Origin of the sequence: Microbacterium aurantiacum (assembly GCF_002872075.1) — a bacterium.
Taxonomy (GTDB): Bacteria; Actinomycetota; Actinomycetes; order Actinomycetales; family Microbacteriaceae; genus Microbacterium; species Microbacterium aurantiacum_A.
In genome coordinates this window covers 157,246-177,920 of record NZ_PGGU01000004.1, presented here as the reverse complement: position 1 = coordinate 177,920, position 20,675 = coordinate 157,246, and the positions used below count along the sequence as shown (strand labels likewise).

General features: G+C 67.9%; 18 protein-coding genes and 1 tRNA gene. 8 read left to right on the top strand and 11 right to left on the bottom strand.

Annotation, left to right across the window (positions count from 1 at the left end):
- Positions 1 to 70 precede the first annotated feature (70 nt).
- Positions 71 to 1,054 (bottom strand): helix-turn-helix transcriptional regulator, encoded by a 984-nt coding sequence (locus CUR96_RS18685; RefSeq protein ID WP_281255039.1) that lies wholly within the window; start codon positions 1,052 to 1,054, stop codon positions 71 to 73.
- Positions 1,055 to 1,158: 104 nt separating this feature from the next.
- Here CUR96_RS18685 and CUR96_RS02495 point away from each other — a divergent pair, with 104 nt between their 5' ends.
- Positions 1,159 to 1,557 carry a VOC family protein gene (locus CUR96_RS02495; RefSeq protein ID WP_102191714.1) on the top strand — a complete coding sequence of 133 codons (399 nt, stop codon included), beginning with the start codon at positions 1,159 to 1,161 and terminating at the stop codon, positions 1,555 to 1,557.
- A gap of 78 nt (positions 1,558 to 1,635) precedes the next feature.
- Here the strand turns inward: CUR96_RS02495 and nusG are convergent, their stop codons facing one another.
- The 9 genes from nusG to gabT form a co-directional block, all read right to left on the bottom strand.
- Positions 1,636 to 2,676: a transcription termination/antitermination protein NusG gene (gene nusG / locus CUR96_RS02490; protein ID WP_102191713.1), complete on the bottom strand. Its 1,041-nt coding sequence runs from the start codon at positions 2,674 to 2,676 to the stop codon at positions 1,636 to 1,638.
- A gap of 44 nt (positions 2,677 to 2,720) precedes the next feature.
- Complete coding sequence (secE, locus tag CUR96_RS02485) at positions 2,721 to 2,990, bottom strand: preprotein translocase subunit SecE (protein ID WP_102191712.1); 270 nt, start codon at positions 2,988 to 2,990, stop codon at positions 2,721 to 2,723.
- A gap of 40 nt (positions 2,991 to 3,030) precedes the next feature.
- Positions 3,031 to 3,103: transfer RNA gene (locus CUR96_RS02480), tRNA-Trp, on the bottom strand.
- Between the two features lie 210 nt (positions 3,104 to 3,313).
- Entirely contained in the window at positions 3,314 to 4,678 is a 1,365-nt protein-coding gene (locus CUR96_RS02475; protein WP_102191711.1) for an NAD-dependent succinate-semialdehyde dehydrogenase, read from the bottom strand.
- A gap of 22 nt (positions 4,679 to 4,700) precedes the next feature.
- Complete coding sequence (locus tag CUR96_RS02470; RefSeq protein ID WP_102191710.1) at positions 4,701 to 6,167, bottom strand: NAD-dependent succinate-semialdehyde dehydrogenase; 1,467 nt, start codon at positions 6,165 to 6,167, stop codon at positions 4,701 to 4,703.
- 29 nt (positions 6,168 to 6,196) lie between these two features.
- Positions 6,197 to 7,741 (bottom strand): APC family permease, encoded by a 1,545-nt coding sequence (locus CUR96_RS02465; protein ID WP_102191709.1) that lies wholly within the window; start codon positions 7,739 to 7,741, stop codon positions 6,197 to 6,199.
- Entirely contained in the window at positions 7,741 to 8,625 is an 885-nt protein-coding gene (locus tag CUR96_RS02460) for a universal stress protein (protein WP_102191708.1), read from the bottom strand. Before CUR96_RS02460 ends, CUR96_RS02465 begins: the two co-directional genes overlap by 1 nt.
- Complete coding sequence (locus CUR96_RS02455; protein WP_102191707.1) at positions 8,622 to 10,028, bottom strand: flavin monoamine oxidase family protein; 1,407 nt, start codon at positions 10,026 to 10,028, stop codon at positions 8,622 to 8,624. The genes CUR96_RS02460 and CUR96_RS02455 overlap by 4 nt, the downstream gene beginning before the upstream one ends.
- A gap of 106 nt (positions 10,029 to 10,134) precedes the next feature.
- Complete coding sequence (gene gabT, locus CUR96_RS02450; protein ID WP_102191706.1) at positions 10,135 to 11,502, bottom strand: 4-aminobutyrate--2-oxoglutarate transaminase; 1,368 nt, start codon at positions 11,500 to 11,502, stop codon at positions 10,135 to 10,137.
- 100 nt (positions 11,503 to 11,602) lie between these two features.
- On the opposite strand from gabT, the gene CUR96_RS02445 reads away from it, so the two are divergent.
- From CUR96_RS02445 to CUR96_RS02420, 6 genes are all read left to right on the top strand, one after another.
- On the top strand, positions 11,603 to 13,111 hold the full coding sequence (locus CUR96_RS02445; RefSeq protein WP_102191705.1) for a PucR family transcriptional regulator: 1,509 nt from the start codon (positions 11,603 to 11,605) through the stop codon (positions 13,109 to 13,111).
- Between the two features lie 259 nt (positions 13,112 to 13,370).
- Positions 13,371 to 14,507, top strand: coding sequence for a multiple monosaccharide ABC transporter substrate-binding protein (chvE, locus tag CUR96_RS02440; RefSeq protein ID WP_102191704.1), 1,137 nt, complete (start codon positions 13,371 to 13,373; stop codon positions 14,505 to 14,507).
- A gap of 73 nt (positions 14,508 to 14,580) precedes the next feature.
- A complete protein-coding gene (mmsA, locus tag CUR96_RS02435; protein ID WP_102191703.1) occupies positions 14,581 to 16,119 on the top strand; it encodes a multiple monosaccharide ABC transporter ATP-binding protein in 1,539 nt (512 codons plus the stop codon).
- Positions 16,116 to 17,348, top strand: coding sequence for a multiple monosaccharide ABC transporter permease (gene mmsB, locus CUR96_RS02430; protein WP_102191702.1), 1,233 nt, complete (start codon positions 16,116 to 16,118; stop codon positions 17,346 to 17,348). The genes mmsA and mmsB overlap by 4 nt, the downstream gene beginning before the upstream one ends.
- Before the next feature lie 99 nt (positions 17,349 to 17,447).
- Positions 17,448 to 18,566, top strand: a complete 1,119-nt coding sequence (locus CUR96_RS02425) for an ROK family transcriptional regulator (protein ID WP_245861058.1) — start codon at positions 17,448 to 17,450, stop codon at positions 18,564 to 18,566.
- A complete protein-coding gene (locus CUR96_RS02420) occupies positions 18,563 to 19,342 on the top strand; it encodes an ATP-binding cassette domain-containing protein (RefSeq protein WP_102191700.1) in 780 nt (259 codons plus the stop codon). The genes CUR96_RS02425 and CUR96_RS02420 overlap by 4 nt, the downstream gene beginning before the upstream one ends.
- A 12-nt stretch (positions 19,343 to 19,354) precedes the next feature.
- On the opposite strand, the gene CUR96_RS02415 is transcribed toward CUR96_RS02420, so the two are convergent.
- Positions 19,355 to 20,053 (bottom strand): MBL fold metallo-hydrolase, encoded by a 699-nt coding sequence (locus tag CUR96_RS02415; RefSeq protein WP_102191699.1) that lies wholly within the window; start codon positions 20,051 to 20,053, stop codon positions 19,355 to 19,357.
- 55 nt (positions 20,054 to 20,108) lie between these two features.
- Here CUR96_RS02415 and CUR96_RS02410 point away from each other — a divergent pair, with 55 nt between their 5' ends.
- Positions 20,109 to 20,666: a TetR/AcrR family transcriptional regulator gene (locus CUR96_RS02410; protein WP_102191698.1), complete on the top strand. Its 558-nt coding sequence runs from the start codon at positions 20,109 to 20,111 to the stop codon at positions 20,664 to 20,666.
- Positions 20,667 to 20,675: the final 9 nt, after the last annotated feature.

Below are 20,675 nucleotides of genomic sequence, written 5' to 3'. Positions count from 1 at the left end.
CCGGCGGTTCCGGACTGCGGTCGTCTGCGCGCACGCCGAAGCGGCACACAAACCACGTAAGTCTACCCGATCAATCGCGTCCGGGCGATTCGACCGCATCGTCCCGGTACGAGGCCGCGATCCGTTCGCCGAGTTCGCGCAGGGCGGCGCGCACCTCGCCGGGCCCCTCGACCTCCGCGGCGCTCGTCCACCCCGCGAGCTGCTCCGCCAGTGCATCCACCCGGTGCGCCCTGACCTCCACACGCACGCGGCCTCCGACGTCCGGCGGATCGTCGAGCGGTTGCGCCTGGGCGCCGAACCTGTCGCACAGCGCCCGCACGGCCCACGGCTCGACGCGCACGACCGCGCGGGCAGCCCCGCGGAAGCCCTCCACGCGCTCGACCATCTCGGCCCACACCCGGGTCAGGTCCAGACCCGCCGGGGCGATCCCGTTCACCGCCAGCACCCGCAGTTCTCCGATCCGATCGACCCGATAGGTCCGGATGCGGCCTTCGTCGGCGACATCGCTTCCCTCGGAGACGGGCGCCGCGATCAGGTACCACTTCGCCCCGCGACTGCCGACCATCAGCGGCACGAGCTCTGCGGCGGTGACGCCCCTCGAACCGCGGTACTCCAGCTGCACCCGATGGCTCTCGGCGATGGCGCGCTGCAGCACGGCGACCGCCGGTGCGGGCGAATCGTCCTCGGTCGCCCCCCACGGCGCATCGCGCACGGTGGCTGCCGCGACCCGTTGCGCTCCGGCCCGGAACGGCTCCGGCATCGCTCGCACGAGTTTTCGCATGGCCGCGATGCGCTCAGGAGTCGCGGCACCGCTCTGCGTGAGACCGATGAGCAGAGAGGTCACCTCGCCCTGCGTGAGACCAGTGAGATCCGTGCGCGCTCCGCCGATCAGCCGCCACCCGCCTCCCCTCCCGCGGGTCGGGTAGATCGGCACCCCCGACATCGCGAGCGCCTCCAGGTCGCGGCGAGCGGTCGGCACGGACACCTCGAGGGCGGCGGCGAGCTCGGCGGCGGTGATCTGCGGCCGCCCCTGGAGGAGCAGAAGTGCCTGGATGAGGCGGTCAGCGCGAATTCCTCTGCCCTCTTTCTGAAGTGATCAATTGGTGATCACTTCAAGGACGAGCATAGAACTACAACCTCTTCAGAAGGAGAAATCTCATGTTCCGTGGTCTCGCAAATCTCAACCTCGTCGCCGATGACATGGCAGCAGCCGTCGCCTGGTACTCGGCCGTGTTCGACTCCGCGCCGTACTTCGTCCGCCCCGAGCAGGGCCCGGTGCAGTACGCGGAATGGCGCTTCGGCGACGACGAAGACGAGTTCGCCCTGATGGACGCCCGCTTCCGCCCCGCACTCCCGCAGCCCGGCGGGGCGTTGATGAGCATGCACGTCGACGACGTCCGCTCCACCTTCGACCGCCTCGTCGAACTCGGCGCGTCGGCTTTCGATCCGGTCACTCAGCGCGGCGAGGGCTGGTTCTCGGCATCCGTCAGCGATCCGTTCGGCAACCTCATCGGTCTCATCCAGAGCCCGCACTGGGCCGCCCAGCACGCAGGCTGAGCCGGAATGCGAGAACGGCCGCCCCGGGAGGGGCGGCCGTTCTGGACGTTCCGACGGGCTCAGCACCCGAGGAGCGTGTCAGTTCATCTTGGTGACCTGGTCGAACGACAGCTCGACCGGGGTCTCGCGCTCGAACAGCGAGACGAGAACGATGAGCTTGCCGCTCTCCGCCTTGATCTCGCTGATCGAACCGGGAAGACCCGCGAACGAGCCCTCCTTGATCGTGATGGTCTCGCCGACCTCGAAGTCGACCTCGGCGGGAAGGGGACGGGCCACGGCCAGTCCGCCCTTGGAGGCGATGTTCTTCGCGGTCGGGATGTCCTTGACCTCGACGAGCGACTTCAGCATGTTGAAGGCCTCTTCGAAGCGCAGCGGCGTCGGGTTGTGCGCGTTGCCGACGAAGCCGGTGACGCCCGGCGTGTGGCGGACCACGGACCAGGTGTCTTCGGTGAGCTCCATGCGCACGAGCACGTAGCCCGGGATGCGCACGCGGGTGACCATCTTGCGCTGGCCGTTCTTGATCTCGACGACGTCCTCCATCGGGACCTCGATCTGGTAGATCTCGTCCTCGACCTCGAGCGTCGACTTGCGCTGCTCGATGTTCGCCTTGACCTTGCGCTCGAAACCGGCGTACGAGTGGATGACGTACCACTTGCCGGGGAGCATCCGCAGGTCGGCGCGGAAGGTCTCGTAGGGATCTTCGTCTTCGTCTTCGTCGTCCTCGGATGCCGGAGCATCCTCGTCGCCGAGCTCTTCATCAGCACCGAGGTCGGGACCGTCGTAGGGTGCGACCTCGTCCGCCGCGGCGGCCTCGAGGTCGGCGGCCTCTTCGGCCACAGAATCGTTGAGGACCTCGGCGGCTGCTTCAGATTCAGCCGCTTCGTCCAGGTTGAGAGCGTCGTTCACGATCGCGTCCGCCTCCGGGTCTTGGTCAATCTCGATGTCGTCATCGATGTCTTCTTCGTCGTCTTCGCTCTCGATGTGCAGAGCGACGTGCTCTGCCGAGGTGACCGCTCGCTCCTCCGCGGCGAGGACGTTGCCCTCCTGGGCCTCGTCCTCCTCGCTGGACTGCTCTGCGGCTGTCGCCCAGTCGGCGTCGTCGGAATATCGTTCAGACACGTTGTTTCTTTCCAATCACTGCGGCGCGAGCCGCGGGGGCGTCATCAGCCAGGGATTCCGAACACCCAGTGCGTGACCCAGGCGAACAGGTTGTCCAAGCCGTAGACGATCCCCATGACGATGAGAACGAAGACGAGCACCACTGCGGTGAACTTGAACAGCTCCTTGCGGGTCGGGGTGACGACCTTGCGCAACTCGGAGATGACCTGGCGGATGAAGAGGGCGATCCCGCCGAAGAACCTCCCGAAGGCGTTCTGCTTCACACGGGTGGCGCCGGCCGCGACGACCTCGCCGCGCGGTTCGTCCTGATCCATCCTGAATGTACCTTTCGTGTGTCAGCGTTGCGCTGACGCGCAGGGCGGACAGGAATCGAACCTGCAACCTGCGGTTTTGGAGACCGCTGCTCTGCCAATTGAGCTACCGCCCTAGAGACCAAGAGGTCTCGGGGTCCGCATTCGATGTCACCCGATCAGGCATGGCAAAGGATGCAGACAACTGCTCGTCCAGTGTACGACATCTGCAGCCGCAGACCGAACCGAGCACCTGTCCCGCGGGTTCCGCACGCACGGTGCGAGACACGCGATGCGACGGGGGACGGATGCCGCGGCACCCCTCCCCTGTCGCGTCAGCGCCCGCGTCAGCCGATGCGGATGAGCTTCTTGTTCACGAACTCGTCGGCGGCGAGGTGGCCCAGCTCGCGGGCGGTACCACTGCGCTTGATGCCGCCGAACGGCAGCTCCGGGCTGTCGGCGAGAACAAGGTTGACGTAGACCATGCCCGCCTCGATCCGGTCGGCGACGCGCTCCGCCTGCTCGGCATCCGTGGTGAACACGTACGAGCCCAGGCCGAAGGTGGTGTCGTTCGCCAGGGCGACGGCGGCGTCCTCGTCGGCGGCGCGATAGACGACCGCAGCCGGCCCGAAAAGCTCCTCGTGGTAGACGTCCATCGCCGGCGTCACGTCGGCGAGCACGGTCGGCGCGAAGAACGCGCCTTCGCGGGTGCCACCGGTGAGCAACGTGGCGCCCTGGGCGACGGCCTGGTCGATCTGCGCCTGCAGATTCGCGGCCGCGGCCTCGGAGGAGACCGGGCCGAGCACGGTGTCCTCGAGCATCGGATCGGACGGTTTCGCGGCCGCCATCGCCGCCGTGAACTTCTCCACGAACGCGTCGTAGAGATCGTCGGCGATGATGAAGCGCTTCGCGCCGTTGCACGCCTGGCCGTTGTTGTCGAGGCGGGCGTCGACTCCTGCCTGCACGGTGGCGTCCAGGTCGTCGGTGGAGAGCACGATGAACGGGTCGGAGCCTCCGAGTTCGAGCGCCACCTTCTTCAAGTGGCGTCCGGCGACCTCGGCGACGGCCGAGCCGGCGCGCTCCGAGCCCGTCAGCGAGACGCCCTGTACGCGTGGGTCGGCGATCATCTTCGCGATCTGCTCGTTCGTCGCCAGCACGTTCTGGTACGCACCGGGCGGGAACCCGGCCTCGTCGTAGATGGCTGCGATCGCGGTCGACGACTCGGGGCACTGCGGCGCAGGCTTGAGCAGGATCGTGTTGCCCACGATCAGGTTCGGCGCCGCGAACCGCACGATCTGGTAGGCCGGGAAGTTCCACGGCATGATGCCGACGAGCGGCCCGAGCGAGGAACGGCGGACGATCGCCGAGCCCTCGCCGAGGATGGCGATCGGCTGATCGGCCATGATCGACTCGGCCTGGTCGGCGTAGTACTCGGCGATGTCGGCGGCGAAGTCGACCTCGCCGAGCGCCGCTTCCCGCGGTTTGCCCATCTCGCGGACGAAGATGTCGGCGAGCGACTCGCGGTGCTCGCGGTGCAGCTCGGCCACCCGGCGGATCAACGCCGCTCGCTCGGCGACCGTCGAGGAACGCGACCACTCGCGGTGGGCGGTGTCGGCGGCGGCGACCGCAGCCTCGATCTGCTCGTCGGTGAAGGTGTCGTAGGAGCTCAGGGTCTCCCCCGTTGCGGGGTTGACGACGGCGTAGTCAGTCATGGTTCTCGTCCTTTCCGAGCTCTCAGGAGACCGGGATCAGCGTGTACTTCGTGGACAGGTACTCGTGGATGCCCTCAGCGCCGCCCTCGCGGCCGACACCGGACTGCTTGACGCCGCCGAAGGGAGCGGCCGCGTTCGACACGACGCCCACGTTCAGGCCCATCATGCCGGTCTCCAGCTTGTCGATCATCCGCTGTCCGCGCTGCAGGTTCTCGGTGAACACGTACGAGACCAGGCCGTACTCGGTGTCGTTGGCGAGGCGCACGGCCTCCTCCTCGGACTCGAACGTGGCGATCGCGAGCACCGGCCCGAAGATCTCCTCGCGGAGGATGGCACTGCCGGCAACGACGTCGGTGAGCACGGTCGGCTCGTAGAACGATCCAGTGCCCTCCACCGCCTTGCCGCCCGCGAGCAGGGTCGCTCCCCGCTCGACGGCGTCGCCGACGAGTTCGGCGGCCTTCTCCACGGCATCCGCGTCGATGAGCGGGCCGATCGCGACGCCGTCCTCCGTGCCTCGACCGATCTTCATGCTCTGTACCCGCTCCGTGACCCGTCGGGCGAACTCCTCGGCGACCGATGCCTGCACGATGAAGCGGTTGGCTGCCGTGCAGGCCTGGCCGATGTTGCGGAACTTCGCGAGCAGCGCCCCTTCGACGGCCTTGTCGAGGTCGGCATCCTCGAACACCACGAACGGTGCGTTGCCGCCGAGCTCCATCGAGACGCGCAGCACGCCCTCGGCGGCCTGCGCGATGAGCTTGCGGCCGACCTCGGTCGACCCGGTGAACGAGAGTTTGCGCAGACGGGGGTCGGCGATGATCGGCGCCGACAGCGCGCTGGAGCGCGAGGTCTGCACGACGTTCACGACGCCGGCGGGCAGCCCTGCCGCATCGAGCAGCGAGACGAAGTACATCGTCGTGAGCGGGGTGAGCGCCGGGGGCTTGATCACCACGGTGCAGCCGGCGGCCAGCGCCGGCGCGATCTTGCGGGTCGCCATCGCGAACGGGAAGTTCCACGGCGTCACGAAGAACGACGGTCCGACCGGACGCTGGGAGACGACCATGTGGCCGGTGCCTTCGGGGTTGAGCCCGTATCGGCCGTTGATGCGCACGGCCTCCTCGCTGAACCAGCGCAGGAACTCGCCGCCGTAGCCGACCTCGCCTCGTGCTTCCGCAAGCGGCTTGCCCATCTCGAGGGTCATCAGCAGAGCGATGTCCTCCTTGTGCTCCTGCACGAGGTCGAAGGCGCGGCGGAGGATGTCGCTGCGCGTGCGCGGGGCGGTGGCCGCCCACGCGTCCTGTGCGGCGACAGCGGCATCGAGTGCGCGGATGCCGTCAGCCGGTGTGGCGTCGGCGATCGTGCGGATGACGTCGCCGGTTGCGGGGTCCTGCACGTCGAAGGTTCCGCCGGTCTCGCCGGCGATCCATTCTCCGCCGATGAAGAGGCCGGTGGGGACGCTGTCGAGCAGCGCCTGCTCGGTCTGAATGCTCATGAAGTCTCTTTCTGTGAGGGATGCGGAAGTCAGCGGCGGCGACGGCTGGGCGGCGCGTCCATGCTGAGCGTCTCGCCGCGGAAGAACGCCGGGCGACGGATGGCCTGCCAGATCATGATCGCGATGCCCGCGACGATGATTCCGACGCCGAGCACGAACACGAGACCGAGGCCACCGATGTTGGAGCCGCTGCCGTACTCGGGATCCATGGAATCGATGAGCGTCGTCACGAACAGCACGGCGAGGATGGCACCGCCGACGAGCGGGAACAGGAAGGTGAAGAAGAAGCTCCGCGCCGAATCGAACCATTGCCTGCGGAAATACCAGACGCAGGCGAATGCCGTGAGGCCGTAGTAGAAGCAGATCATCATGCCGAGCGACAGGATGGTGTCGGTGAGGACGTTCTCGCTCAGCAGTCTCATGACCGCGTAGAACGCCGATGCGATCACCGCCGACACGATCGTGGCGTAGCCCGGTGTGAAGAAGCGCGGGCTGACCCTGGCGAACTTCTTCGGCAGCGCGCCGTAGTGCCCCATCGCGAGGAGCGTGCGCGACGGGCCGACCGCCGTCGACTGCAGCGACGCGGCCGAACTCGACAGCACCGCGAGCGACACGAGGAACGCCAGCGGCCCGAGCACGGGGTCCGAGAGCGCGAAGAACACGTTCGCGGAGATATCCTCGTTCGCCAAGCCGAGAGCACCGCTGCCGACCCCGGCGAACATGATGAGACCGATCGACAGCAGCAGGTACAGGCTGACCACCACGACGACCGTGAGCATCGCCGCGCGGCCCGGCGTCTTGTCGGGGTCTTTCGTCTCCTCGTTCATGGTGAGGACGACGTCCCATCCCCAGAAGATGAAGATCGACAGCGACAGCCCGGCGGCGAAAGCGCTGAACGTCGGAACCTCGAACGGATTGAACCACGACCAAGAGAACGGGGTGGGTTCGGGCGCCTCTCCCGAGACCGCCTTGATGATGGCGACCACGGCGAACACGACCAGCACGACCACCTGGAAGGTCACCAGGACGTACTGGACCTTCTGCGTGGTCTGCATGTCGCGATAGGAGACGAGCGTGGCTCCGAGCATGAACAGCAGGCACACGACCACGTTGATGATCGGGTTGAACGCGAGGTCGGCGATCCCGGGGTTGCCCGTCAACTGCGCGATCAGCAGGAAGAGGAACTCCACCGCGATGCCGGCAAGATTGGACAGCACGATCACGGTCGCGGCGATGAGCCCCCACCCTGTCATCCATCCGATCCAGGGCCCGAACGCGCGCACGCCCCAGGTGAAGGACGTCCCGGAGTCCGGCATCACGCGATTGAGCTCGCGGTAGCCGAACGCCGTGAGCAGCATCGGGATGAATCCGACGAGGATGATCGCCGGGACCTGGGTGCCTGCCACCGCGACCGTCGGGCCCAGCGAGGCGGTGAGGGTGTAAGCCGGCGCGATGGTGGAGACGCCGATCACGACGGCGCCGAGGACTCCGACGGCTCCGGCCTTGAGCCCCTTGGTGGAGATGCCAGTGGTCACTCCGGATTCGGGCTCCGTCGCCCGGCTCGTGCTGCTCATCAGCGGACTCCTGCTTCGGCGCGGGTGCGCGGGACGACGATCATGGGAACGGGGAGCTCGTGCAGCATCTTCGCCGCGGTCGAGCCGAGGAAGAGCCGACGCGGCTGGGCGAGCCGGCTCGAACCGACCAGGATGATCTCACCTGGGAGCCAGGAGAGGTTGGCGACCGCGTCTTCGACGCTTTCGCCCGGTGCCTCTTCGACCTGGACGGTCCGGCCATCCGGGAGGAGCTCGGTCGCGACGGCGAGAACGTCGCTCGCGTGCGCGTCGCCGACCAGGCGGATCGCGCCGGTGTCGAGCCCCGGGGGCATGTCGAACGGGACGAGCGAGACCAGCCGCAGGTCGGTGCCGCTGTCGGCGGCGACCGCGACGGCCTCGTCGAGCAGGGCGTCCGCGCCCGGCCGCTTCCCGACGGCCGCGGTCACCCGCGGAATGACGTGATCGTCCTGCTGGGCGGTTCCGGCGGGGGCGAGCGCCACCGGGATGGTCGAGGAGTGCAGCAGTTCGGATGCGACGCTGCCGAGGCGGTGCCGGCCGAAGATCCCGCCGCCCGCTGCTCCGACCACGATCAGCCGGGCCCCGAACTCCTCGCCGGCGGCGATGAGCCCTTCGGCGAAGGACTCGGCGAAACGCACGTGCCCGGTCCGGGTGAGCTCCTGCGGAAGCCGGACGACCGCATCCTCGAGCCACTTCTTCGCCTGTCCGCGGATGTGGTCCTCATAGGCGCGCTCGGGTGGAACCGCGGCGTTGCGCGTGCCTTCCTTGGGCAGCACGATCACCAGATGCAGGGTGGCGCCGAGACTGCGGGCGATGCGGGCGCCGAGCGCTGCGGCATCCGCCCCCGCATCGGTCGCTGTGTAGCCGACGACGATCGATCCGGTCATGCGTTGCTCCCCTCGGTCGCCGCAGTCGCTTCCGCCGCGACGACGGCAGCTCGGCTGGCGGAGATGATGTCGGATGCGGCGAGGCGCCCCATCCGGATCGCGCCGTCGACGTGCTGATAACCGGCGCCCGCGATGTCGCTGCAGGCGAAGCGGATCGGCCCGACTGCGGCGCGCAGGTCGGCCCCGTAGCGGTGCAGTCCGCCCATGTCGAAGCTCGCCGCGTACGCGCCGCGGGTCCACTCCTCGCTGCCCCAGTCGCTCTCGTAGTACACGACGGGATTCTTCGCCTCGGGGCCGTAGTAGTGCGAGAGGGACTCGAGGATCCGCTCCTTGCGCTCCTCGGCCGACAACTCGAAGACGCCGTCGGCCGTGTTGTCCGACACGAACCCCACGAGGGTGCCGCGCTCGTCGCCATGATTGGTGTTGTCGTACGCCTCGTGGCAGATCTCGTACGGGCTGAACGCAGTGCCGGAAAGACCCTGCTCGCGCCAGAACGGCCGGTCGTAGACCGCGTGCACCTTGATCACAAAGCCCATCGAGATGTGCTGGTGCATCTGGTGCTGCCGACGCGGCAGTGGCGGGACGAAGGAGATCCGGTTGTACAGCACCGGAGCGTGCGCGAGGATCGCGAACCGCGCCTTCACCGTATGGTCCTCGGTGATCGCGGTGACCCCGTCATCGCCCCATTCCAGGCTCCGCACCGGCTGATTCAGGATGACGTCGTCGCCCAGCCGCTCCGCGAGCAGCAGCGGCACCTGCTGGAGGCCGCCGACGACGCGCTTGTCGAGGATGAAGTCGGCGTCGACGAGGTGCGAATAGGACCCGGCGGATGCCGCCATCAGCAGCGACTGCAGCAGCGAGAACGCGTGCGTCGGCTTGGTGAGCATCGCGGAGCCGGTGGCGAAGGCGAGGTTGCGGACAGCCTCGTCGTCGTCGGTCTGCGCGCGCAGCCAGGCATCCCACGTGACCGAGTCCCACTCCTGGGCTTTCGGATGCGCCCACGGGCGATCCGGATCGATCTCGGCGACCATCGCGTCCAGGCGGTCCGTGATCTCGGCGATGGTGCTCTCGGTCGACGCGGAGACGGGGAACATCTCGCCGGTGAAGCGCGAGACGGTGCCGTCGGGGCCGACGTAGACGCTGTCGCCCTCGCGGTAGCGGCTGAATGTCTCGAGCCCGAGCTCGTCGATGGTCTCGATGAGCGCGTCCTGGTCCGGCGAGACCCACTGTCCGCCGATCTCGAGCATCGCTCCGTCGATGACGTCGGTCCAGAGCCGGCCGCCGATCCGGTCCCTGGCCTCGAGGACCGCCACAGAGAGGCCGGCCTTCCGCAGGTCGTTCGCCGCCGTGAGCCCTGCGGCTCCGGCGCCGACGATGAGCACATCGCGTGTGATCTCAGCCATCTGCAATCTCCTTCATTGAAAGTGCCGGTCGCGACCCGTGATCCCCCGACCTGGGTCGCGACCGGACATCTTGGTGCGGGCCGCGCGAGAGCGCGCGACCCGAGGCCTACTGACCGGCCGCGGCGAGCGCCGCGGCGACGACGTCGAGTCCCTCGTGGAGCAGATCGTCGCCGATCGAGAGGGGAGGGAGGAATCGGATGACGTTGCCGAACGTGCCGCAGGTGAGAACGATGACCCCCTGCGCGATGCACGCCTTGGCGATGGCGGCGGTGAGCGCGGCATCCGGAGCCTGGGTCTCGGGATCGACGAACTCGGCGGCGATCATCGCGCCGTGTCCGCGGATGTCACCGACGCGCGGGTCGCTCTCCTGGATCGCGGCGAGCCGGCCTTTGACGAGTGTCTCGATCTCGCGGGCGCGTTCGATCATGCCGTCGTTCTCGAAGACGTCGATCGCCGCGAGAGCTGCCGCACAGGCGATCGGGTTGCCGCCGTAGGTGCCGCCGAGCCCACCGGAGTGCGAGGCGTCCATGATCTCGGCGCGGCCGGTGACGGCGGCGAGCGGGAGGCCGCCGGCGATGCCCTTCGCGGTGGTGATCAGGTCGGGCTCGATGCCGAAGAGGTCGCTGGCGAACATCGCTCCGGTGCGGGCGAAGCCGGTCTGCACCTCGTCGGCGATGAAGACGACGCCGTTCGCACGGCACCAGTCGACGACCGCGTTCAGGAAGCCGTCGGCGGGGACGATGAAGCCGCCCTCGCCCTGGATCGGCTCGATGATGACGGCGGCGAGGTTGTCGGCGCCGATCTGCTTCTCGAGCTGCAGGATCGCGCGGTCCGCCGCCTCGGGGCCCGTGAGTCCGTCGCGGAACGGGTACGACGCGGAGGCGCGGTAGACCTCCGGGGCGAACGGCCCGAAGCCGCTCTTGTACGGCATCGCCTTCGCAGTGAGCGCCATGGTGAGGTTGGTGCGACCGTGGTAACCATGATCGAAGGCGACGACCGCCTGGCGGCCGGTGTGCTTGCGGGCGATCTTGATCGCGTTCTCGACGGCTTCGGCACCGGAGTTGAACAGCGCCGTCTTCTTCACGAAGTCGCCCGGAGTGATCCGGTTCAGCGCCTCGGCCACCTCGATGTACGACTCGTACGGCGAGATCATGAAGCAGGTGTGCGTGAACTGGGCGGCCTGGGCGGCGACGGCCGCGGCGATCTTCGGGTGCGCGTTGCCGACGGTGGTGACGGCGATGCCGCTGCCGAGGTCGATCAGCGAGTTTCCGTCGGCATCGACGACGACCCCGCCACCGGCGGCGACGGCCGCCACGGGCACGGTGTGGCCGACGCCGGATGCCACGGCATCCGCCTTGCGCGCCAGGATCTCCGCAGAACGCGGGCCGGGAAGCTCGGTGACCAGGCGGCGCTCCTGAGGGAGGCCGGGTCCGCCGACGGGGACAGCTGTGGTTGCGGTGTCGAGGAGTGCCATGCTGGCGAGCGTACGGGCGCGGTCACTGCATGCGCATTCGCCCGCCTGTACAATCTGATCGAGATGTTCGCCAGTTCGTACACTTACCACAAGGAGCCCGATGCCGGTCGCCGAACAGCCCACGCTGCGCACCCTGCTTCAGCGCGGCGAGCTGGGTCTTCGTCTCGTGTCACCGGCCGAATCTCTCTCTGAAGGTGCACTGGATCGTCCGCTGCGGTGGGTGCACAGTTCGGACCTCGCCGATCCGACCCCGTTCCTCGCCGAAGATCTCGCTCTTCTGACGACCGGGACCCAGTTCGCCGACGATGCGGGCATCGACACCTACGTGGGCCGGCTCGCCGATCGAGGGGTCCTCGGACTCGGGTTCGGCACCGAGGTGCATCGCGTCGGCGTCCCCGAGGAGCTCATCACGGCTTGCGTCGCGCGCGGGATGCCGCTGTTCGAGGTGCCGTACCGGACGCCGTTCATCGCGGTCGCGCGAGCGCACTCGGAGGCCATCGCCGCGCAGGCCTACGCCAGGAGGTCCTGGGCCCTGGACGCCCAGCGTGCCCTCGCTCTCGCCGCACTCCGGCCTCACGGCCTCGACGCCACCCTCGCCGAACTCGGCCGCCGCCTCGACGCCTGGGTCGGGATGTTCGATGCGGCAGGAGCCCTGAGCGTCTCGCATCCACGGAACGCCGTCGACGCCGCCGTCCTCGACGAACTCGCCGCGCGGATCATGGAGATCCTCGCCCGCGGCCTGGAGGCCGGACAGTCGCTCACGATCGACGGCCGCACGTTCATGCTGTTCACCGTCGGCCGAGGCGGTCATCTTCGCGGAGTGGTGGTCCTCGCGACCGACGCGATAGATGCCGAGGCGAGATCGGTCGTCACCTCGGTCATCGCGATGGCGGGTCTCGCCATGGAGCAGAGCGATCAGCTGGCCCGCAGCCGCCGGCGGCTGAACGCACAGCTCCTGGACTCGCTCCTCGCCGACGATCCGACGCTGGCGCGGAGGGTGCTCGGCAGCATCCCGACGGCACCGGTGGTCGTCGCCGTCACCACCGATGCCCCCGTCGGACCTCTCTCGGACTGGTGGGAGCGGCGGCGCACCGAGCACGGAGTCACGTCCTTCCTCGCCGAATCCGTCGAGGGCGTCACCGTGTGCGTATCGGCTGCGGACGAGGAGCTCTTCGACGAGGTCGCCCTCCGATTCGGGATCCGCCTCGGGGTCTCGGAACCCGAATCGTACGACGCGTTCTCCCGCGCGCACGCGCAGGCTCTCGCGGCGCTGCGCCAGCAGCGGGGCGAGGGCGTGATCCGATACGCCGACACCGTCGGGTCCAGCATCCTCAGCGCCCTCGCCACCGACGAGGCGCGCCTGGTGGCGGAGTCACGGCTGGCATCGCTGCGCGCTCATGACCGGCAGAGCGAAGCCCAGCTCGAGCGCTCGCTGCGGAGCTGGCTGGAGTACGACGCGCGGATCGAGTCGGCGGCGAATTCGCTGGACATCCATCGACACACGCTGCGTTCGCGGATCGCTCAGGCGAGCACGATCCTGGGCATGGATCTGTCGACTTTTCCCGCTCGAGCCGAGCTGTGGGCACTGCTTCAGACCGCCCGCGATTGACCCTCGTCATTGATTTCGCCTCTCGAACTCAAGCGGGGCGTCGGGGTAGATCATTCGTTCTGAGTAATCGAGACGGGAGTAGCAAAGTTAGCGCGAACGCTCGCTCCGGCCGTCGAGTTTCGTCACAGAACGGTAACAGCCCTTGACTTCACGTCTCGAACTCAAGCATCGTTCAATCGCAGCGATCGTCTCGAGCCAGCCGATCAGCAGCAGAACTCGCGCACGGTGGTGTGCGCGGAACAGACAAAGGAGTTTTCGAATGAAGAAGCGCGCACTCGCTGCCCTCGGGGCAGCAGCCATGCTCGTGCTCTCCGGGTGCAGTGTCACCAGCACCGGCGGCAACGACGGCGGCGGCACCGAGACCAAGGACATCACGGTCGGCGTCTCGATGCCCACCCAGACCTCGGAGCGGTGGATCGCCGACGGCGACGCCGTGAAGGCCGGTCTCGAAGAGGCGGGCTACGACGTCGACCTGCAGTACGCATCCGACGACATCCCGACGCAGAGCCAGCAGATCGACCAGATGATCACGGAAGGCGCCGACCTGCTGATCGTCGCCGCGATCGACGGCACCGCTCTCTCGAGCCAGCTCGACGCGGCCGCCGCTGCAGACATCCCGGTCATCGCATACGACCGCCTCATCCGCGACAGCGAGCACGTGGACTTCTACGTCACGTTCGACAACTACGAGGTCGGCGTGCAGCAGGCGACGTCCCTGCTCGTCGGACTGGGCATCCTCAAGGCTGACGGCAGCGAGGGCGACGCGACCGGCCCGTTCAACATCGAGCTGTTCGCCGGTTCGCTCGACGACAACAACGCGCACTTCTTCTGGAAGGGCGCGATGGACACCCTCCAGCCGTACCTCGACTCGAAGGTGCTGAACGTGCCGTCCGGTCAGACGACGATCGAGCAGGCAGCGATCCTGCGCTGGCAGCAGGAGACGGCGCAGAAGCGCATGGAGGACATCCTCACCGCGTCCTACGGCAACGGCACCCCGCTGCACGGCGTGCTCTCGCCCTACGACGGTCTCTCGCGAGGCATCATCACCGCGCTCCAGGGCACGGGCCTCGGCACCACGATCGCAGACGGCCTGCCCATCGTCACGGGCCAGGATGCGGAGATCGCCTCCATCGCGCTCATCGACCAGGGCGTGCAGTTCGCCTCGATCTTCAAGGACACGCGCAAGCTGGCCGAGCAGTCGATCAAGACCGCGACCGCGATCCTGGAGGGCGACGAGCCCGAGGCGAACGACACGGAGACGTACGACAACGGCGTGAAGGTCGTGCCGTCGTACCTTCTCACCAGCGACATCGTCTACAAGGACACCATCGTGCCCCTGCTCGTCGACTCGGGCTACTGGACCGCAGAAGAGGTCGCTTCCGGCCAGGCGGAGTAACAGTCCCCCATCAGAGCGGTTCGGGGTGCGCCGTGCGACGGCGCACCCCGAACACCATCGAGGCAGGAAGAACATGTCACAGGCGATCCTCGAGATGCGCGACATCACGAAGACATTCCCGGGCGTCAAGGCGCTCCAGGGCGTCAATCTCACCGTGAATGAGCGCGAGATCCATGCGATCTGCGGCGAGAACGGCGCAGGCAAGTCCACTCTCATGAAAGTGCTGTCCGGCGTGTACCCGCACGGCACGTACGACGGCGAGATCATCTTCAACGGAGAGCCGGTGCAGTTCTCCAGCATCAACGACAGCGAGCGCCAGGGCATCGTCATCATCCACCAGGAGCTCGCCCTGGTTCCCCACCTCAGCGTCGCGGAGAACATCTTCCTCGGCAACGAGCGTCTCTCGCGCGGGCTGATCGACTGGGACCGGACCAACGCGGATGCCGCGCAGCTCCTCGCCCGCGTCGGCCTCGCCGAGAACCCCAATACGCACGTCAACCAGCTCGGCGTCGGCAAGCAGCAGCTGATCGAGATCGCGAAGGCACTGGCGAAGAACGTGCGCCTTCTGATCCTCGACGAGCCGACGGCCGCGCTGAACGACTCGGACTCGGAGCACCTGCTGCAGCTGCTGCGCGATCTGCGCGCAGAGCAGGGCATCACCTCCATCATCATCTCCCACAAGCTGAACGAGATCGCAGCCATCGCCGAGAAGACCACGGTGATCCGAGACGGACTCACGATCGAGACGATCGACATGTCCGAGCCCGACGCGTCGCAGGAGCGCATCATCCGAGGCATGGTGGGCCGCGATCTCGACCACCGCTACCCCGAGCGCGAGCCGCACATCGGCGAGGAGGTCCTCCGCATCGAGGACTGGACGGTACGTCACCCCACGCAGTCCGACCGCATCGTCGTCTCCGGCGCCAACCTCACCGTGCGCGCAGGAGAGGTCGTCGGCATCGCCGGACTCATGGGCGCCGGCCGCACCGAACTCGCGATGAGCGTGTTCGGCGGCACCTATGGCAAGCGCCTCAGCGGACGCGTCTTCGTCCGCGGCCAGGAGGTCTCCACCTCCACCGTCAGCGCGGCGATCGACGCGGGCATCGCCTACGCCACCGAGGACCGGAAGCGCTACGGCCTCAACCTGATCGACGACATCCGCCACAACATCACGGCAGCGTCGCCGAAGCGGATCAGCAAGGCCGGCTGGCTGAACGACAATGAAGAGCTCCGGGTCGCCGCGCGCTACCGCGAGAACATGAAGATCAAGGCACCCAGCGTGCTGAGCGTGGTCGGGACGCTGTCCGGCGGCAACCAGCAGAAGGTCGTGCTGAGCAAATGGATCGAGACTCAACCCGAGATCCTCATCCTCGACGAACCGACGCGCGGAATCGACGTCGGCGCGAAGTACGAGATCTACACGATCATCAATGAACTGGTCGCAGCCGGGAAGGGCGTACTGGTGATCTCCTCGGAGCTCCCCGAACTGCTCGGCGTCTGCGATCGCATCTACACCCTCGCATTCGGACGCATCACCGGCGAAGTCGCCGCATCCGAAGCGACACAGGAGAAACTCATGCACCTCATGACTTTGGAAGGAACCGGCCGATGACCGTCGTCAGCAACCTCTGGAACCTCGCGACGCGAAACCTTCGCCAGAGCGGGATCCTCGTCGCCTTCGTGGCGATCGTCATCTTCTTCGCGGTGCTCAACCCGAATTTCCTCGCCCCGGGCAACCTCACCAACATCGTCCTGCAGTACTCGTACATCCTGGTGCTGGCGATCGGCATGGTCATCGTGATCATCGCCGGCCACATCGACCTCTCCGTCGGATCGGTCGTCGCCCTGACCGGCGCCGTGGCAGCCGTCGTCGTGATCCGCATGGACATGCCGTGGTGGGCGGGCGTGATCGCCGCACTCGTCGTGGGCATCATCGTCGGCGCCTGGCAGGGATTCTGGGTCGCCTTCGTCGGCATCCCGGCGTTCATCGTGACCCTCGCGGGGATGCTTCTGTTCCGCGGACTCACCTACCTCGTGCTCGGCAGCATCTCGCTCTCGCCGTTCGGCGGCACCTACTACCAGATCGCGAACGGGTTCCTGAACAGCATGTTCGGCACGGTCGATCTCGGCAGCTATGCGGTCGGATTCGCCGGACTCACGTTCGAGTTCGCGATCAAGTTCGACGTCTTCACGGTCGCCATCTTCGCCATCGGGGTCATCGGCTACGCCGTGTGGCAGCTCCGCCGCAGGCGCGCGAAGTTCGCCTACCAGCAGGCGGTCGAGTCGATGCCGCTCTTCGTGCTGAAGATCGTCGCCGTGGCCATCGTCGTCATGTGGTTCGGTTTCCAGCTCGCGGCCAGCCGCGGCCTCCCGTACGTGCTGATCATCCTGGCGGCGCTCATCATCGCCTACACGCTGCTCACGCAGAAGACGGTGTTCGGCCGTCACGTCTACGCCATCGGCGGCAACCTGAACGCCGCGATCCTCTCGGGCGTGAAGGTCCGCAAGGTCAACTTCTGGATCTTCGTGAACATGGGGATGCTCGCGGCCGTCGCCGGCGTGCTCTTCTCCGCCCGTACGAACGGCGCCCAGCCGGGTGCCGGCAACATGTTCGAGCTCGATGCGATCGCCGCCTGCTTCATCGGCGGCGCCGCCGTCACCGGCGGTGTCGGACGCGTCGGCGGCGCGATCATCGGCGGCCTGATCATGGCCGTGATGAGCAACGGGATGCAGCTGATGGGCGTCGACCAGCCGACTCAGCAGGTCGTCAAGGGCCTCGTCCTGCTCGTCGCCGTCGCATTCGACGTGTGGAACAAGAAGCGGGCCGCGCGCGCGGCTTGATGCGGTCGTGACCACGATGTGCGCTGATAGGCTCCGGCTGTGAGCAGATCAGCGGCGGGCTCGCAATCTGCCCTACGCGAGGCCAACACGGCGAAAATCGTGGATGCTGTCAAGCGCTTCGGCGGGCTCACCCAGGTGGAGCTCGCCGAAGCGACAGCACTGTCGGCCGCGACGGTCTCCGCCATCGTCAAGGAACTCTCCCAGACCGGCCTGATCGAGACCCGGCCCACATCCCGCAGCGGCCGCCGAGCCGTGCTGGTCACGATGGCCCGCCGAAGCGGGCTCGTCATCGCGGCGCACGTCACCGCGAGGGCCATCCGCGTGCGGATCGCGGACACCGGGCAGGAGATCCTCGAGGAGCGGCGACTGCCCCTGCCCCCCGACCATCCCATGGACACGGTGCTGGATCGCACCGCGGTGCTCATCTTCGAGATGCTCCAGATGATCGGTTCGGAACCGGATGAGCTGCTCGGGGTGTGCCTGGCGATTCCCGCACCGATCGATCCGGTCACTGGGATGATCACCTTCAGCGGTCTGATGCCCGGGTGGGATGACGCCGCGATCGCCCCGACCCTCGCGCAGCGCCTGGGTTGCCCCGTCATCGTCGAGAACGACGCCAACATGGCCGCTCTCGCCGAAGCCACGCTGGGTGCGTCCAGAGGCGTGCCCGACAGCATCACCGTCGTCGCGTCCGACGGCACCGGCGCCGGCATCGTCATCGATTCCCGGTTGCATCGCGGCGCGGACGGAACCGCCGGGGAGATCGGTCACATCCAGGTCGACCCGCAGGGTCAGATCTGCCGCTGCGGTCTGCGGGGCTGCCTCGACACCGTCGTGGGGGCGAACGCCCTGCTCGCCCCGCTCCGCAGCCACTACGGCAACCTCACGTTCCGCGATGTCGTCTCGCAGGCCGCCGCAGGAGATCAGGGCTGCCGCCGTGTCGTCGCCGATGCGGGAAGCACCATCGGCCGTGTCGTCGCGGGACTGGCCCAGGGGCTCGGCACCGGCCTGATCGTGGTCGGCGGCGAACTCGCGCAGGCCGGAGACGCCTTCTTCGACGCGTTCTCCACGGCGGTGCGCGAGCACGTCAACACCGGTCGCCACCGGGAGATGGCGATCGCCCAATCGACACTCCCCCCGGATTCCGTTCTCGCCGGCGCGCTCGTCGAGATCATTCAGACGACGGACGTTCTCCAACGTTTCGAGGAGCGATCATGAACGACCCCGCACCCCCGCCGCCGCTGCTGTCGATGCAGGGCATCAGCCGTCACTTCGGGGCGATCAAGGCTCTGACCGACGTCGACTTCGAGGTGCACGCGAGGGAGGTCGTGGGCCTGGTCGGTGACAACGCCGCCGGCAAGTCGACCCTCGCGAAGATCATCGCGGGCGCGCTGGAGCCGTCGTCCGGCGTCATCCGGATCGACGGCGTCGAGGTGGCGATCCCCTCCCCCTCCGCCGCGCACCAGCACGGCATCGCGACCGTCTTCCAGGACTTCGCCGTCTGCGAGAACCTCGATGTCACCGCGAACATCTTCCTCGGCCGCGAACTCCAGCGTCACGGCGGGCTGCGAGAGGGCGAGATGGAGCTCGCCGCGCGGGCGGCGCTGCAGGACCTGCAGATCCGGGTGCCGTCCATCAAGTCGCTCCTGCGCGACCTGTCGGCGGGACAACGTCAATCGATCGCGATCGCCCGCACGCTCATCGGCAAGCCCCGGCTGGTCGTTCTCGACGAGCCGACCGCGTCACTCGGCGTCTCCCAGACGGCCGAGGTGCTCACGCACATCGAACGGTTGCGCGATCTCGGGTTCGGCGTCGTGTTCATCAGCCACAATCTCAGCGACGTCCGGGCGATCGCCGACCGGATCGAGGTGCTCCGCCACGGACGCAACAACGGTTCGTTCACCGGGGCGGACGCCACCTACTCCGACCTGATCGCCGCGATCACCGGAGCTCCGGGGTACTCCCCCTCGAGGCCGGCCGCGCCGCCGGCATGAGCATCGCTGCGCTCACACAAGCGCGTCGAGCAGGTCGTCGGCGGTGCCACGGAACTCGGGACCGTGCCCGGGGAAGATCCGTTCCTCCGGGAGACCGCGGAGCTTCTCCAGGCTCTGCCGCGTCGCCTCCTTGTCGTCGCTGAACGGCGCGAGTCGGGCGCCGTCCGCGCCGGTGAGCACGTGCCGGGTGGTGATCGCGTCGCCGAGGAACAGGGCGTCGACGCCCGGAACCCGGATGGCGACGGAGCCGGGAGTGTGCCCGGGGATCGCGATGATCTCGGGGCGTCCCGGCAACTCCAGGACGTCGCCGTCGGCGAGCGTGCGGACATCGGCGACGTGGCGGGTCCGAAGCATTCCTCGCCGGATCCCCGCCCAGAGGAACCCGAGCGTCGGCCAGAGCCGCCAGGCGTCGGCCTTGACGCCTCGAGCGCGGGTGCGCCCGGTCGCGAGTGCCGCGTCGGCTTCGTGGATGTGCACGGGGATGCCATGATCCGTCCGCAGCCGCTCGGCGACGCCGATGTGGTCGGAATCGCCGTGGGTCAGCACGATTCCGCGGATGTCGCCGAGCGAGAGTCCTTCGGCGGCGAGCGCTGCGCGGAGCATCCGCAGATCGCCGGGGAGCCCGGCGTCGATGAGGGTCACGCCGTCTTCGGTCACGATCGCGTGGACGGCGATGATGTCGTCGCCGATGCGGAGAAGTCGAGTTGTCATGTCGGCTACAGTACATAGCCTTGATGGCTACAGTCAATAGCCATATGATGGGATCATGTCCGCACCGCAGAGAGTCAGCCCCGAGACGCTGGTGAACGCGATCCGCGAGATCTCCGAACGCGACGGTGTGGATGCGGTGACGATGAGCTCCGTCGCATCCGCCGTCGGCATCCGCGCACCGAGCCTCTACAAGCGCGCCGCAAACCGCCACGAGCTCCTCCGGCTTGCCGCCGACGACGCGGTGGTCGAACTCACCTCGGGGATCGCTTCGGTCACCGAGCGCGCCCACGATCCGCGAGAGGTCCTCGTCGGCGTCGCCCGGTCACTCAGGGCACTCGCCGCCCGGTCGCCGAACGTCACAGCGCTCCTCTTCTGCGCACCCGACCCGCTCGCCGGCCCGTCGCCCGACGTGGTCGCCCCGCTGATGACGACGCTTCTCGGCGCCGTCGCGCAGTTCGCTCCCGGCGACCCGCTCCCGGCAGCACGCACCCTCACCGCGTGGGCGTACGGATTCTGCATGATGGAGCAGAACGGCGGCTTCCGCCAGGGCGGCGACGTCGACGCCGCCTTCGAGCAGGGCCTGGAGATCGTGCTGCGAGGCCTGGCCGGCTGACCGGCGCGG

Coding starts and splice junctions, on each gene's coding strand:
- CUR96_RS02410 (WP_102191698.1), top strand. CDS start 20,109: ATGTCCGCACCGCAGAGAGTCAGCCCCGAGACGCTGGTGAACGCGATC.
- CUR96_RS02495 (WP_102191714.1), top strand. CDS start 1,159: ATGTTCCGTGGTCTCGCAAATCTCAACCTCGTCGCCGATGACATGGCA.
- CUR96_RS02475 (WP_102191711.1), bottom strand. CDS start 4,678: ATGACTGACTACGCCGTCGTCAACCCCGCAACGGGGGAGACCCTGAGC.
- mmsB (WP_102191702.1), top strand. CDS start 16,116: ATGACCGTCGTCAGCAACCTCTGGAACCTCGCGACGCGAAACCTTCGC.
- CUR96_RS02420 (WP_102191700.1), top strand. CDS start 18,563: ATGAACGACCCCGCACCCCCGCCGCCGCTGCTGTCGATGCAGGGCATC.
- CUR96_RS02445 (WP_102191705.1), top strand. CDS start 11,603: ATGCCGGTCGCCGAACAGCCCACGCTGCGCACCCTGCTTCAGCGCGGC.
- secE (WP_102191712.1), bottom strand. CDS start 2,990: ATGGATCAGGACGAACCGCGCGGCGAGGTCGTCGCGGCCGGCGCCACC.
- CUR96_RS02460 (WP_102191708.1), bottom strand. CDS start 8,625: ATGACCGGATCGATCGTCGTCGGCTACACAGCGACCGATGCGGGGGCG.
- mmsA (WP_102191703.1), top strand. CDS start 14,581: ATGTCACAGGCGATCCTCGAGATGCGCGACATCACGAAGACATTCCCG.
- chvE (WP_102191704.1), top strand. CDS start 13,371: ATGAAGAAGCGCGCACTCGCTGCCCTCGGGGCAGCAGCCATGCTCGTG.
- CUR96_RS02415 (WP_102191699.1), bottom strand. CDS start 20,053: ATGACAACTCGACTTCTCCGCATCGGCGACGACATCATCGCCGTCCAC.
- CUR96_RS02470 (WP_102191710.1), bottom strand. CDS start 6,167: ATGAGCATTCAGACCGAGCAGGCGCTGCTCGACAGCGTCCCCACCGGC.
- CUR96_RS02465 (WP_102191709.1), bottom strand. CDS start 7,741: ATGAGCAGCACGAGCCGGGCGACGGAGCCCGAATCCGGAGTGACCACT.
- gabT (WP_102191706.1), bottom strand. CDS start 11,502: ATGGCACTCCTCGACACCGCAACCACAGCTGTCCCCGTCGGCGGACCC.
- CUR96_RS02455 (WP_102191707.1), bottom strand. CDS start 10,028: ATGGCTGAGATCACACGCGATGTGCTCATCGTCGGCGCCGGAGCCGCA.